Genomic DNA, 15157 nt, shown 5'->3' on the forward strand with positions numbered 1-15157 from the left:
TCTTCCTGGTGCCACCCTGGCACCTAACTCCTTGTCTATACTCCAGAAGATTAAATCACCTTGCTATAACCCGTGGCGTAATGAGCGTTAGCTCACAACCTGATTAAATTTCCTTGCGCCAGCAGGAACGCTTTCAACACCCCGACTATTTTTAGGAAAGGACATATATTTACGGCAAGGCTGCCGCTCAATATTTTTTCGACAGGAGTAAGACGTTATGAGCAAGCAATTTGCCCTCAGTAGCTTGTGTGCACTCAGTATGACGCTGATGACAGCCCATGCAGCCGAACCCCCAACATCATTAGATAAACCGGAAGGGCGCCTGGATATTATTGCCTGGCCGGGTTATATCGAACGCGGACAAACCGATAAACAATATGACTGGGTTTCGCAGTTTGAGAAGGAAACCGGTTGTGCCGTCAATGTTAAAACAGCGGCCACATCAGACGAAATGGTGAGCCTGATGGCGAAAGGCGGCTATGACCTGGTGACGGCGTCTGGCGATGCTTCACTGCGCCTGATTATGGGCAAACGTGTCCAGCCTATAAATCCTGCGCTTATCCCAAACTGGAAAACTATCGATTCGCGTGTGGTCAAAGGGGAATGGTTTAACGTCGGTGGGAAAGTTTACGGCACTCCGTATCAATGGGGGCCCAACTTGCTGATGTATAACACCAAAACCTTCCCAACGCCGCCGGACAGCTGGAGCGTGGTATTCGCTGCACAAAATCTGCCTGACGGTAAAAGCAATAAAGGGCGAGTCCAGGCGTACGATGGCCCGATCTATATCGCCGATGCGGCGCTGTTCGTCAAAGCCACTCAGCCGCAGTTGGGTATCACCGATCCCTATCAGCTCACCGAGAAACAGTATCAGGCGGTCATCAAAGTCCTGAGCGATCAGCACGCCCTGATTCATCGCTACTGGCATGACACCACTGTGCAAATGAGTGACTTCAAAAACGAAGGTGTGGTGGCATCAAGCGCCTGGCCTTATCAGGCTAACGCCCTGAAAGCAGAAGGCCAGCCAATCGCCACTGTTTTCCCGAAAGAGGGCGTCACCGGTTGGGCTGACACCACCATGCTGCATAGCGAAGCAAAACATCCTGTCTGTGCTTACAAATGGATGAACTGGTCATTAACCCCGAAAGTTCAGGGCGATGTCGCTGCCTGGTTTGGATCTCTGCCGGTCGTCCCTGAAGGTTGTAAAGCCAGCCCGCTGCTGGGCGAAAAAGGCTGTGAAACCAACGGCTATAGCTATTTCGACAAAATTGCTTTCTGGAAAACGCCAATCGCAGAAGGTGGAAAATTCGTTCCTTACAGTCGCTGGACGCAGGATTACATCGCCATTATGGGCGGTCGCTAATTCCGCTGGGGGTTTTATGACGTACGCAGTGGAATTTCATAATGTCTCGCGTCTGTACGGGGATGTTCGTGCAGTTGATGGGGTCAGTATTGCAATTAATGATGGTGAGTTTTTCTCAATGCTGGGGCCATCCGGCTCCGGCAAAACGACCTGTCTGCGCCTGATTGCCGGTTTTGAGCAGCTTTCGGGCGGTTCAATTAAGATTTTTGGTAAGCAAGCCAGTGAATTACCGCCCTGGGAACGGGACGTCAATACGGTTTTTCAGGATTACGCGCTGTTCCCGCACATGTCGATCCTCGACAACGTCGCCTATGGGCTGATGGTTAAAGGCATTGATAAAAAGACACGCCATGCCAGGGCGCGAGAAGCGTTAGACAAGGTTGCGCTCGGCTTTGTCTATGAGCGCAAGCCATCACAACTCTCTGGTGGACAGCGTCAGCGTGTAGCGATTGCCCGGGCGCTGGTTAATGAGCCACGCGTCCTGCTGTTGGATGAGCCGCTCGGGGCATTGGATCTCAAGCTGCGTGAACAGATGCAGCTTGAGTTGAAGAAGTTACAGCAATCCCTGGGTATCACCTTCATTTTTGTCACTCACGATCAGGGGGAAGCCCTGTCGATGTCCGATCGGGTAGCGGTGTTTAATAACGGTCGCATTGAACAGGTGGATTCACCACGAGAACTCTACATGCGTCCACGGACACCGTTTGTGGCAAGTTTTGTGGGGACGTCAAACGTCTTTGACGAAGCGATGTCGGCAAACGTCTGTGGGTTACAGGGGATGTTCTCGCTGCGCCCGGAACACATTCGGTTAAATGATATGGCGGGCGAGGTTCAGGCTCGGGGTATCATTCAGGCGGTGCAGTACCAGGGCGCGGCGACGCGTTTTGAGCTGAAACTTGCTGGCGGTGAAAAGTTGCTGGTGAGCCAGGCGAACCTGACGGGAGAACTGCTGCCGTCGACGCTGTCGCCGGGTCAGCAGGTGATGGCCTCGTGGTCACGCGATGTCATGGTACCGCTGGTTGAGGAGAGGTGAATGGCTATGAACGTCATACATTCGCCAGCACAGCCGACAAAGCTGAACCGTATCTCGGGGTTCTTCTGGCGTAATCCAGGGCTTGGGCTGTTTTTACTGCTGCTCGGGCCGTTGATGTGGTTTGGCATCGTCTACTTTGGCTCGCTGCTGACGCTGTTGTGGCAAGGATTTTACACCTTCGACGATTTCACCATGTCGGTGACGCCAGACCTGACGCTGGCGAATCTGCAGGCGCTGTTTAATCCGGCTAATTACGACATCATTGTGCGAACATTGACAATGGCGGTGGCGGTGACGATTGCCAGCGCCATTCTGGCGTTCCCGATGGCATGGTATATGGCGCGCTATACCAGTGGCAAAATGAAAGCTTTTTTTTACATTGCCGTCATGTTGCCGATGTGGGCGAGCTATATCGTCAAAGCCTATGCGTGGACGCTGCTGTTAGCGAAAGACGGGGTGGCGCAGTGGTTTCTAACCCATCTCGGGCTGGAGCCACTGTTGACCGCTTTCCTCACCTTGCCGGCTGTCGGCGGTAATACGCTGTCAACATCGGGATTAGGGCGCTTTTTGGTTTTTGTCTACATCTGGCTTCCCTTTATGATCCTGCCGGTTCAGGCTGCTCTGGAACGGCTTCCACCCTCGCTTTTGCAGGCATCGGCTGATTTGGGCGCGCGTCCTCGTCAAACTTTCCGCTATGTGGTTTTCCCGCTGGCAATACCCGGTATAGCCGCCGGTTCAATCTTTACTTTCTCACTGACGCTGGGTGACTTTATTGTGCCGCAACTGGTGGGGCCGCCGGGATATTTCATCGGCAACATGGTGTATTCGCAACAAGGGGCTATCGGCAATATGCCAATGGCGGCGGCATTCACTCTGGTGCCCATTGTCTTAATTGCACTGTATCTGGCGTTCGTGAAGCGTCTGGGAGCTTTCGATGCACTCTGAACGCGCACCCTGGTTACTCAAACTGGCTGCATGGGGAGGAGTTCTTTTTCTGCACTTTCCCATCCTCATCATCGGCACCTATGCTTTTAATACAGAGGAGGCTGCTTTTAGTTTTCCGCCGCAGGGACTGACATTGCGTTGGTTTAGCGTGGCGGCGCAGCGTAGCGATATTCTTGAATCAGTGACGTTGTCACTTAAAATCGCCGCGTTGTCGACAGCAATCGCTTTGGTTCTGGGTACGCTGGCGGCGGCTGCGCTATGGCGCAGGGACTTTTTCGGTAAAAGCGCAATATCGCTGTTGCTGCTGTTGCCGATCGCGCTACCGGGAATTATTACCGGTCTGGCGTTGCTGACGGCATTTAAGACCATCAATCTGGAACCGGGTTTTCTCACGATCGTGGTGGGCCATGCGACGTTTTGCGTGGTGGTTGTCTTTAACAACGTCGTGGCGCGTTTTCGCCGCACCTCATGGAGTCTGGTTGAAGCGTCTATGGATCTTGGCGCCAACGGCTGGCAAACCTTTCGTTATGTCGTGCTGCCCAATCTGGCATCAGCACTGCTGGCGGGGGGCATGCTGGCGTTTGCCTTGTCGTTTGATGAAATCATCGTGACAACGTTCACCGCCGGACATGAAAGAACACTTCCTCTGTGGCTGCTCAATCAACTGGGTCGCCCACGAGATGTGCCTGTTACCAACGTTGTGGCATTGCTGGTAATGCTGGTAACAACACTGCCAATTTTAGGGGCCTGGTGGCTAACGCGTGAAGGCGACACCGTCGCCGGAAACGGTAAATAAACGACGATATGGGAAATTGCTATGCAACATCAATTACTGATTAACGGTGAGCTGGTCAGCGGTGAAGGTGAAAAGCAACCAGTTTATAACCCTGCCACTGGTGAACTTATTCTGGAGATTGCTGAGGCGTCAGCCGCGCAGGTTGATGCTGCGGTACGTGCAGCCGACAGCGCATTTGTCAGTTGGGGGCAAACTACGCCGAAAGTCCGCTCCGAGCTACTGCTGAAACTGGCGGCCACTATCGCCGATAACGCGCAAACCTTCGCGGAGCTGGAATCGCTCAACTGCGGTAAACCGCTACATTGTGTGCTTAATGATGAAATTCCGGCCATCGTGGATGTTTTCCGTTTCTTCGCGGGGGCTGCGCGCACCCTGCAAGGACAGGCCGCCGGGGAATATCTGGAAGGGCATACTTCCATGATTCGTCGCGATCCGCTGGGTGTGGTGGCCTCCATCGCGCCCTGGAACTATCCGCTAATGATGGCGGCATGGAAGCTGGCTCCTGCGCTGGCCGCCGGTAACTGCGTGGTGATTAAACCTTCAGAAATTACCCCGCTGACGGCGCTTAAACTGGCGGAATATGCGAAAGATATTTACCCGGCAGGAGTGATTAACGTCCTGTTTGGCCGTGGTAAAACAGTGGGCGACCCGCTGACCGGCCATGAAAAAGTACGTATGGTTTCACTGACCGGTTCAATTGTGACCGGGGAACATATTATCCAGCATACTGCGCCTTCGATTAAACGCACGCATATGGAACTGGGCGGGAAAGCTCCGGTGATTATTTTTGACGATGCTGACCTTGATGCGGTGGTCAGTGGTGTACGGACCTTTGGGTATTACAACGCCGGACAGGATTGCACTGCTGCCTGTCGAATCTACGCGCAAAAAGGCATCTATGATGCGTTGGTCGAAAAACTCGGCGCCGCAGTTGCCAGCCTGAAAATTGGCGCACCGAATGATGAAACGACAGAACTGGGACCGTTAAGCTCACAGGCGCATCTTGACCGGGTCGCCAAAGCGGTCGATGACGCGAAAGCGCTCGGACACGTCAAGGTCATCACCGGCGGCAAAAAAGTGGAGGGTTCAGGCTACTATTTTGCGCCAACGTTGCTGGCGGGCGCGAAACAGGAAGATGCTATTGTGCAGCGTGAAGTCTTTGGTCCGGTGGTCAGTGTTACCGTCTTTGATGATGAAGATCAGGTTCTGGCGTGGGCTAATGATTCGAAGTATGGACTGGCATCGTCAGTCTGGACGCGGGATGTTGGTCGCGCGCACCGACTGAGCGCCCGCCTGCAGTATGGCTGTACCTGGGTCAACACCCACTTCACGTTGGTGAGTGAAATGCCGCATGGGGGACAAAAACAATCAGGCTATGGCAAGGACATGTCGGTCTACGGACTGGAAGATTACACGGTAATTCGCCATGTCATGATCAAGCATGAGTAATGTCATAAACCGCGGACGGTAAAAGGGGGCACGGATAGCTAAATATCGATAAACGTGTCGCTATACTATGCGCGCCACTGGCCTCGTCGCCATCGGACGGCGGTAAGTTGGAAATATCCGCGAGGTCAGGCTAATTTGCCCACCATCAGGCCCCGGCACAATGTCGGGGCCTGATTATTTAGGTGATTGTTCTAACGATGGCACAGGCTACATAGCCAGGCGATGAACGCACAGATAGTCAGAACCAGTCCCGGTTGCTGCACGATACCCGCTAACCCATCCTAACTGTCCGAAAAGAAACGGGGCCAGGCTGTAGTAGTTGAATAGCATAGTATTCAACAGGGCGTTACCGCCCCGACTGAATCAGTTGCCCCGCCTGGCCGGTGCTTGCGAACGGACAATCAGCCGCATCTTTATCAGGGATGCAGGGATGAACTATCAGACCTGGCGGCAGCAATTCAGGCTGTTAAAAGCGATGGAGATGGCGGAGGGTGACGCAATCAGCCAGGTGGCGCAACAGCTGGAATTTGTTAGCGCCAGTGCTTTCATCGTGTTTTTTCGGCAGCTAACAGGTACAACACCGACCCGCTATCACGGGGGAATAATGCCGCAGAAGGATTAGGGGTATTACATATTAAGGATAATTTACCGGGCAGTGATGGAGTGGGAAGATCGTTTACTAATGGCAGAGAGAAGATTTTCTCTCTGCCAGCAGGCGCTGCAATTCATCAAAAAGAGTCACATCAAGCAAACCAGCCGAACCTTACGGAGATCAGGCTGAAAAGTCCTACAGCAGCAAATATATTTATCAGCACCACGGTCTTACTGGAAACATTCATTTTTGCCACCTTTCGTTTTAACCCCTTTGTGTATAGTACGGCTTATAGCTATCCGCAATAGTACGAAATCTGAACATATTGAAAGTGGGCCGTTATTTAGCCGGCTTTCTTAAATAAATGAATAAAACTTGATGTGGGTCATAAAAAAGAGCATATTGCGCGCGATTTTCTCTTCTGGCCTGGATGCCCTAAATGTCTCTGTATCAAAAAATGTTGGTTTTTTATGCGGTAATGGCTGCAATTGCGGCCATTACCACCTGGTTTCTGTCGCGTGATAAAAAACGTATTCGCTTTCTGAGCGCGGTATTAGTCGGGGCGACATGGCCGATGAGCTTTCCCGTCGCACTCCTGTTTTCTCTTTTCTGATGGCGTTGTCAGTGCCGTTTCAGGGGGCCAGCAGAGCGACTAATCGCAATCTGTCGTCTTTGGTTACGTCCAGAGGATGCTGGTATCCCACGTTTTCATTCGCACGGGTGTACAACGCAACCAGCCAGTCGTAAACGTGTCGGCTTGCACCGTGCTGCGGCTGCTCATCCAATTGAGTCAGGCGCGACATCGGTTGTTGTACTGGCGCGCTGAAAATAGCCGCACCCTTGAGGATCCTGCTGGCAGGGCGTTGAGCCTCTGCAACGTTAGCGTAGCCGAGCCAGGTAATAAAATCACCGATATCGGCGTGTAACTGCGCCCCGCAGACATTCTCTCGCTGCATAATCTGCTGAAGGCGTTGAGGCATCTCCAGCCGATAGCTGGTGGTGATAAGAATGTCGGCTACCTGTCTAAGCGTTCGCGGATCAAGCCGCAATCGGCGCGCATTATTGTCATCACGACACCACTGACGCACATGGTTGATCCACATTTTGTGCGCCTGGTACCCGGTCTCTTTGCTTTCGGATGCATGCGACGGTTCCCGGACGTCGGCAAACAGGTCAATCTCTTCATTAAAGAGTCCACTGACTTGTTCTTCACGCGGCTGCTGGATTCGCAGCAACGACTCAAAGCAGCGCATCGGTGGTAGTAACCCCTCCAGGAGTTCACCATGCTTTGCTGCCTGGGCCTGAAGCTGGCGGATCACTGTCTCGCTGGAGTCTGGCATGCTTTCGCTGTCGTTAAGCCAGCTCATCAGCGCCTCACGAACACGTTGTTGATGTTGTTCATGCAGGGACGTTAATCGCGACTGGCGTTGTTGAGCGGATGTCGCTTGCGACAGCCATTCAGCAAGGCGCAACAGGCTGTGTTTATCCAGTGCCTGCAATGTCCCCCAGCGCAACCCGGGCTTGCCCATTAATTGCTGCACAGCCTCATCAAGGTTTTGCTGTGTGCTAAAACGAGCATCTTGTGGCGTAATGGCCCACACAACCCCCGGTAACGCCGCATCATGTACGGGTTGGGTATCGTTGGCCCAGCTCATCAGTTTACGCGTGATGGCCGGTGTCTGCGAGCGTGAAGACACTGCGTTGCAGATCAGCAGGACATCGGGTTGCAGATGCTGGCGGTAATGTTCCAACATCCAGCCTAATTTGGCCCGCCACAGCGGGTTGGGGTGGGCATCCGGTGCGAGGGGAATATCGAGCAGGTCGACGTTTTCCAACACCGAGTCTTCGACAGTCAGCACCAGTTCACGCGTCAGCAGCGCCAGCGATTCCAGCGACAGACTGACCGCGTTAAGCAACTGATGGTTTGCAACAGGATGAACCACCACATCGCTTTGCGCGTCGTTCCCGGTTAATGCGACCTGGGTCAGGAAGCTTTCGGCAGGCAAGCCAAAATGATCGACCAACAAACTCAGCGGTGCGGCTAGCTCGTGCGCCTGTCCGGTTTGTTGCAAAGTATGCGCTAATGCCAGCCATTGCTGCGTTAGCTCTGGTTGTTCTCCCCACAACAGCGCCCAGGCGTGAGCGCGGGTGGTCAGATCCAGCGCCGGCAGCAACGTAGCAAATTGATGCCATAGCGCATCATCAATTTGCTGCTGGTTCGCAGGAACACAAGATCGCCAGAAACGGCCGATAGCGGCTACGTCATGTGCCGTGATGCCCTGAACCGGATGACGTTGACGCAGCGTTTGCCATTTTTCTAACCGGGCTTCAATAATCGATTTTTCAACCTGGCGGCTGTCAGGCATTGCGCAAAACTGCGTGATAAACAGCTGTACCAGTTCCGCTTCACTCAGCAGGTGCAGGCGCAGAGGCCATTCGCTATCAACGGGATTGTCTTCACGCGTAAAGCGGATCGCCATATTGGTCGGCGCATGGCCCGGATTGATATGCGAAAAATAATCAAAACTGCGATCCGGTGTAGCAATATTCAATTTCCCACTGGTGTTGCTGCACAGTGCGGACAACAGATGTGCTTTTGCTGGCTGTGAATGACCGTACAGACCCACACAGCCACGCGATGAAAACGCCGTGTTCAGCGCAGACTCAGTAACCGCGGCGATGGTGAGCTGAGCGAGCAGGGAATCCGCCTCATCATCAAGACGCGCTGCGCGCTGGCGTGTGTCATTCACCCATTCGATGGCGGCTTGTGCTGTGTTAAACATCTTACTCATTTCAGGTACACACTCCCGCTATCAATCCAGTAATGGCTGCCGCTATGGCGACGATCTGCCAGTGTATTCAGTTTTAACGTTAGGGCATTGGCGGCAACGGGCGTGCCATCCTGTAGCCAGGCATCACTGAGAACGAAAAATTCCGGCCCTGTCTCTTTGCTGCCGCCGCGCAGTTGCAGCCGTACATTTAATACACCGTCACCGGCAATCGTTTTTGCCAGCTCAGCAGAATTGATGCTCAGCGTATACAGCGGGGTGGCTGGCCAGCGGCTGTTTGCTAACTGGCGAAAGCCCAGCGTCACGTTGCCGCGCAGTGGGAAGTGCAGACGGGTATCCAGTTTTGCTCCAGGTTTATCCAGATCGATGTCGTGATACCAGATATTCTCATCGCGCAACGTATTGACCGTATTATCCAGTACACCAAGGTAGCGGACCGTCGAGTACGCGCCGATATCCGCAGCTTTAAAATTAAAGCGCGGCAGGCGTAAATCCAGCGCCAGGCTACACAGCATCGCACCAACGGCAGCGGTAGATTTTGGATTGCCGATACGCCCTTGCTGGCTGAACGGATACCACTCATGTACGCGATAGCTGTCCATCCAGATCATGCGGTTGACCGGAACGGGTTGCAGATGGCGGATTAGCGCCTGAACCCCTGGCAAACAGGCGGGTCTGCCAGTGACTAACAAAATATCGCAACGATAGTGGGAAATCGCTTCACAAACGGCGTGCAGAGGGGATGTCAGGGTAAATTGCCCTGCCAGCAGCGCTTCTTGCAACTGTCTGAACTGCACCTGCAACGGAACGCTCAGCACATCAAAAGCCGGTGAACCAGACGGCAATGCATGATCGATAGCCTGTTGGATATAGTTCATCACATTGCGTGTCGGACGCTGAGAAAGCAGTTCGCCAAAGGTAGCATGCAACCCCGCTACGGGATCGTTAATATCGCTTTGCTCCCAGGCACTGAGCACCGCATGACCCAGTGGCATAAAGAGCTGCAACGCGGTTTGTTGTCGCAAAATAGCCTGAGTATCGATTCTCCCGGAATCACCAAACAGTGTGGCCAGCAGGGCGGCGGCATCGGTCACGCCAGCCTGTTGTAAGCGGGTTTGCAGGGCGGGCAGTATGCAGCGTTGTATGACATCCAACAACATGTCATCCCCGGCGACTTTGAAGCCTTCACGAAACAGCAGATGCGGGGTGATTTTGACATTCGCCCCAACGCCGTCATCCAGCTGATAATGGACCACGGCCATATCCGTCGTGCCGCCGCCAATATCGATGGAGGCGACGCGCAATGCTCGACCTTTAACTTCACCGGGTTCTGGCTGGCGGTCCGGACGGGCAAGGGCGTTAAAGAATGATTCTGTATGCCCGTCATAGTGTGAAATCGCTTCGTTGTACAGCCAAACCAACTGTCCGCAGCTGGCCTCATCCCACTCCATCTGGATCTCAGGTACGGGAACGACGCTCTTTTCTTGCTGTTTGCGGGTGGTAAAATCCTCGTCCTGCGGGTGCCAGCCCATTGCTTTCCAGACCAGCGCAATGGCCTCAAACATACGCAGACGGAAGATCTCGCGCTCCTGTTTTGGCATGGCTGACGGCAGAGTGAGGATCAGCGTGCGCAACTGGCGTGGAGAGGCCGGGAACCCGAGACGCAGCCGCGTCGCTACGCTGTTAATTTGCCCCAGCGCCTGGGCCAGGATCTCACACAACATATGCGTCATCAGCGTGCTGCGGCTGTATTGTGGTGAGAACACCGGCAGCCGGTCATCTTGCGGCAGGCTGAACAGCGGCTGACCGTCATCGTTCATCAGATTCATCAGCGGGAAGGCGGTAGCCAGCGGCTCGCGCTGCGTTTTACCGTTCATCTGGCTAAAGCGCCAGTCGTGTAAAACGGGGGTTTCATCCCATAAATACCGACGTGGGCTGGAGATCCCACTACTGCCTTCCGTTCCCATACGCTGCATCGCCAGCTTACGGGCTTCATCCCCAACGCGGACAATCGACGGCCAGATAAAAGCATCATCGCGGCCGCTCTCAACGGAGAAATGTTGCTTACCAAAGCGCGCCTCAGAAAACTCCAGTCGACTGGTGAACAGTGGATCGTTGAGGAACTGTGGTTCGCTTAATGAACGCACCTGCAATTCAGCCGTCTGACGCAAACCGTCATTGGCATCGCCATGATCTTCAATCAACACGCCGCAGGTGTGGGTATTGCCAATATCCAGAATGAGATCGACAGGAATAGCGGGCGTGCTGAGCGTATGGGTCACCAACTTCACTTCCGGGACGGAAAGTTGTTCGCCTAACAGGGTCAACAAATTCAGCCAGTGCGCCTGGTATTCAAAGTTTCGTAGAGCTTGTTGGATCTCCTGCTCTGAACGGTCTTCTTGCTGTGTGACGTGCTGCAAAAAGGACTCGCGTAGCCAGCCATCAATCCACGTCTGGTCGAGGAAATCTGCGATCTCATTATCGTGCCAGGCCAGCGCAAATCGCGTGCCATTCAGCAGATCGTTCTCATTTGGCGTCAATGCTGCCGGGGCTTCAGTCAACTGACTGTCCAGCGCCACCGTGACACGGTGAGTATTGCCGGCACTGTCCGGCTGCGCGAGTTTTCGCACCTGGACGCGCGCCCAGTTATCCGGGCCTTCAACAAAGGTGCGGGGCGGGTTAAAACGCAGGAACGGCAGCGGCAACCAGACACCGTCAAGTACGTCCAGAGAATAATGCAGCGTCTGCGTGCTTTCCGGTTTCACTACTTCGGGTTGGCCGCCGGTATTGCCCGGCAGGGTATAGCGTCCCGACGCAAGATCAAAATCCAGACGCAGTAGGGGACCGTTTGCCGTTTTGCGAACAAAACGACCGTGGTGCGCAGATTCCTGTGGTGTCAGCCCAAAATCCAGAAATTGCACACCGCTATTGGCGATGAGCGTTACGCTCTGTTTGTAATCACACAGATTCACCAACATAAAATCAGGCACCTATCTTTTTGATCGTCAATGGGATTTCCGCGTGTTCGTCATAACGTGCGGTACAAGCTGCGACGTCGTTTGTTCCTGCTTTACAGGTGATTTCAGGCATTGGGTAACGCGAACCGTCCGTGCAACGGGCATTCCCGCGACTCTTAATCATTAATTCGCCCGATTGATGCAGACCAGAGAAAATTTCGGCGCGGCAAACGATATTGTCGCCATGCACCACGCGCGCAGTACCCTTATTGGCCTGGATTTGATAACGCAGCGACGGGGCTTTACCGCTGATCGGATCTTTTATATCGACCAGCACACGCCAGTTGCCGTTAAGAAAACGTGTTGTACCTGCCTTCATCTGGTTGGCATCCATCACCAGCGCATCTTTCGGGATGGCGGCTATCACCACCGGTCCTTCTACGGGCTTCTCTTTTTTCACTGGTGGAATAACGTCAGCCCGATGTAGCGGTAGTGAAGGTGTTAGTTCAGGCAGCGGTTTACTGTCTACCTTTGCAACGTCAATGGGGGCAACCGCAGGTGCGGGAGATTCCGTGTGTTGTTTCCACAATAGCGGCCCTGCAATGGCGGCAATCACTGCTGCAGCAACGGGTAGGCTCCACAGCGGCAGGCGCCGCGTGGACTTACGCTGTACTGGCCGCGGCACGATCTCTGGCTCACTGACAATGACCGGGGGTTGTGGTTCGGGTTCAGCGGGTTTCGGTAGCTCAATAGCTGTTGTCAGCAGCGGGGTATCGGCCTCGGCGAAAGTGATTTCCGCCGGGATTTCTTCGACTTCCGGCTCCGGTTCAGGTGCCAATACAACCGGGGGAACGTCGGTATGACGCAGGCAATCGAGTACATCGTCACGGGTGTTTTCATTCAGATTGACGAAGCCCCAGAACGTAATGACGGGTTTGCCATCAACCAGGAACACGTGGTTCTCACCTGGAAACTGGATGGCTTTGTCGAGTAGTGAACCAAACAGTTGCAGAGCAGTTTTACCCGATTGCAGGCTTTTCCGACTCAGGGCCGCGGCATTCTCCAGCGTACTGGACAGATAGCGCAGAGCCCGAAAACGCGCATCTTCATCAGCGGCTTTCCACGCGACAGCCTTTCCTTCCACCGGGGAATACCAGTCCACCCGATCGCCACTGTCGTTAACTTGTGGGATTGCCAGACAATCCGCCATCGCCTGTTGTTTACGCAGACGAAGCGTTTCACGAATTTGTAGTGCTGAATCAAACACGGCCTGACCACCGCCACCCACGGCCTGATAGTCATCCAAATTGCCGCTGCGCAAGAGAGTTTTTGCCACGTAATTGCCCCTTAGACTTCTTCACACATCTACTTTACGGGGAATAAAAGTAAGCAAACGTCGGAAGAGAGGCAAAAAGGGGCGAATTTTCATGGCATAGAGTATTAGGAAAAATCTTGACGTTTTGAAAAAGACTTAAGGTAAATTATTTCACCTGCGATGATGAATTAATCAGCGAAACCCGCCAGATTAGAATAACCTGATAGAGATTTGTTATTAGTGCGGCTTTGCCAGCTATGCTCTGATAGACGAGTAAATAACAAAAGAAGAAGGTTTATAACCATGATTGCAAGGAAAACGCTGCTCGCGCTGGCACTCAGCGCTGTCTTACCAACAGGCGCTGCATATGCCGCCAGTACTGATACCATCGTTTACTGTTCTGAAGCATCCCCGGAATCATTTAACCCCCAAATAGCCAGTTCAGGTCCGTCGTTTGTCGCCAGTTCACAGGTGTTGTACAACCGATTGATCAACTTCGATCCGGTCAAAAATACCCCTGTCCCGTCTCTGGCAACGGAGTGGACAATTTCCCCCGACGGCAAGACCTACACGTTTACCCTGCGTCAGGGCGTGAAGTTCAATAGTAATAAGTTCTTTAAACCTACACGTGATTTCAATGCTGATGACGTCGTTTTCTCAGTATTACGCCAGAAAGATGCCGATCATCCGTACCATAAGGTTTCACAGGGTAGCTATGAATATTTCAACGATGTTGGCCTGGACAAACTGATCAAAGAGGTTAAGAAGGTTGATGATTATCACGTTCAGTTTGTTCTGAACGAACCCAACGCTGCATTTCTTGCTGACTGGGGAATGGATTTTGCCTCTATTCTTTCGGCAGAATATGCCGACGAGATGCTGAAAAAAGGCACGCCGGAAAACGTCGATAACTGGCCGATTGGTACCGGGCCTTATGTCTTGCAACAGTACAAGCAGGATTCACAAATCCGCTATCTGGCCAACCCGAACTACTGGGATGGTGCGGTACCAACGAAACATCTGATTTTCTCCATCACACCAAACGTACAGACGCGACTGGCGAAACTGCAAACCAACGAATGCCAGATTATTCCCGCGCCAGCACCGGTGCAGTTTGAAGAAATCAAAAAGAACAAGGATCTGACGCTGCATTCGGTCGAAGCGCTGAACGTCGGTTATCTGGCGTTTAATACGGAGAAAAAGCCGTTTGATAACGTACTTGTGCGCCAGGCGCTGAACTATGCGACAGATAAAAAAGCCATTATTAACGCGGTCTTTTTAGGTTCCGGAACGGTGGCGAAATCGCCAATCCCGCCGAATATGATGGGCTTCAATAAAGATCTGAAAGATTACGCTTACGACCCGCAGAAAGCGAAAGAACTGCTGAAGAAAGCGGGGCTGGAAAACGGTTTTGAAGCGACGCTGTGGTCTATGCCGGTGCAGCGCCCATATAACCCGAACTCTCGTCGTATTGCCGAGATGATCCAAAGTGACTGGGCAAAAGTTGGTGTGAAGGCGAAAATCGTCTCCTGGGAATGGGGAGAATATCTCTCCGGGATGCGTAAAGGCGAGCACGATACTGCGTTGTTTGGCTGGATGTCAGATAACGGTGACCCGGATAACTTTGCCGATGTTCTGCTGGGTTGTGACAGCATTAAAACCGGATCAAACGCCGCGCGCTGGTGTGATAAAGAGTATAATTCGCTGGTTCAAAAGGCGAAACTGGTAAGCAAACCGCAAGAGCGCGCCGCACTTTACCAGCAGTCGCAAGAAATTTTCTATCAGCAGGCTCCGTGGATTGCGCTGGCGAATGGTAAAACCTTCTATGCCACACGCAGCAACGTCAGCGGATACAGTGTTAGCCTGATGGGCAGTGATTTTTCAAAAGCGAAATTAAATTAATGAGTCAAGGAGGGAG

The 15157-nt window shown here is 53.1% G+C and carries 12 protein-coding genes; 8 read left to right on the forward strand and 4 right to left on the reverse strand.

All coding sequences use genetic code 11. From position 1 onward, the window contains the following. Positions 1–217 precede the first annotated feature (217 nt). The 6 genes from ydcS (at position 218) to I6L54_RS13280 (ending at position 6208) form a co-directional block, all read left to right on the forward strand. The gene (gene ydcS / locus I6L54_RS13255) at positions 218–1363 is read left to right on the forward strand and encodes a putative ABC transporter substrate-binding protein YdcS (RefSeq protein ID WP_040230992.1); all 1146 of its coding nucleotides are present in this window, start codon (positions 218–220) and stop codon (positions 1361–1363) included. A 16-nt stretch (positions 1364–1379) separates the two neighbouring features. Then, positions 1380–2396, forward strand: coding sequence for an ABC transporter ATP-binding protein (locus I6L54_RS13260; RefSeq protein ID WP_040230994.1), 1017 nt, complete (start codon positions 1380–1382; stop codon positions 2394–2396). After that, positions 2397–3341, forward strand: a complete 945-nt coding sequence (locus I6L54_RS13265) for an ABC transporter permease (protein WP_005126750.1) — start codon at positions 2397–2399, stop codon at positions 3339–3341. It abuts the gene before it with no gap. Beyond that, positions 3331–4137 (forward strand): ABC transporter permease, encoded by an 807-nt coding sequence (locus I6L54_RS13270; protein ID WP_005126751.1) that lies wholly within the window; start codon positions 3331–3333, stop codon positions 4135–4137. Before I6L54_RS13265 ends, I6L54_RS13270 begins: the two co-directional genes overlap by 11 nt. A gap of 21 nt (positions 4138–4158) precedes the next feature. Continuing rightward, positions 4159–5586, forward strand: coding sequence for an aminobutyraldehyde dehydrogenase (patD, locus tag I6L54_RS13275; RefSeq protein ID WP_040230997.1), 1428 nt, complete (start codon positions 4159–4161; stop codon positions 5584–5586). A 430-nt stretch (positions 5587–6016) separates the two neighbouring features. Then, complete coding sequence (locus tag I6L54_RS13280; protein WP_052463726.1) at positions 6017–6208, forward strand: helix-turn-helix domain-containing protein; 192 nt, start codon at positions 6017–6019, stop codon at positions 6206–6208. A 121-nt stretch (positions 6209–6329) separates the two neighbouring features. On the opposite strand, the gene yncL is transcribed toward I6L54_RS13280, so the two are convergent. After that, complete coding sequence (gene yncL / locus I6L54_RS13285; RefSeq protein WP_071828932.1) at positions 6330–6425, reverse strand: stress response membrane protein YncL; 96 nt, start codon at positions 6423–6425, stop codon at positions 6330–6332. 192 nt (positions 6426–6617) lie between these two features. Between yncL and I6L54_RS13290 the strand changes: the two genes are divergently transcribed. Continuing rightward, a complete protein-coding gene (locus I6L54_RS13290) occupies positions 6618–6791 on the forward strand; it encodes a GhoT/OrtT family toxin (protein ID WP_072041437.1) in 174 nt (57 codons plus the stop codon). Between the two features lie 19 nt (positions 6792–6810). On the opposite strand, the gene I6L54_RS13295 is transcribed toward I6L54_RS13290, so the two are convergent. The 3 genes from I6L54_RS13295 to I6L54_RS13305 are packed head-to-tail and all read right to left on the reverse strand — an operon-like array spanning position 6811 to position 13260. Next, entirely contained in the window at positions 6811–8970 is a 2160-nt protein-coding gene (locus I6L54_RS13295) for a virulence factor SrfC family protein (RefSeq protein ID WP_040230998.1), read from the reverse strand. Then, entirely contained in the window at positions 8967–11945 is a 2979-nt protein-coding gene (locus tag I6L54_RS13300) for a virulence factor SrfB (RefSeq protein ID WP_005126757.1), read from the reverse strand. Before I6L54_RS13300 ends, I6L54_RS13295 begins: the two co-directional genes overlap by 4 nt. Positions 11946–11949: 4 nt before the next feature. Continuing rightward, positions 11950–13260, reverse strand: coding sequence for an SrfA family protein (locus I6L54_RS13305; protein WP_040231000.1), 1311 nt, complete (start codon positions 13258–13260; stop codon positions 11950–11952). Positions 13261–13542: 282 nt separating this feature from the next. On the opposite strand from I6L54_RS13305, the gene I6L54_RS13310 reads away from it, so the two are divergent. Continuing rightward, on the forward strand, positions 13543–15141 hold the full coding sequence (locus I6L54_RS13310; protein WP_005126759.1) for an ABC transporter substrate-binding protein: 1599 nt from the start codon (positions 13543–13545) through the stop codon (positions 15139–15141). Positions 15142–15157 lie beyond the last annotated feature (16 nt).

This window comes from Citrobacter pasteurii, from assembly GCF_019047765.1.
Classification (GTDB): domain Bacteria; phylum Pseudomonadota; class Gammaproteobacteria; order Enterobacterales; family Enterobacteriaceae; genus Citrobacter; species Citrobacter pasteurii.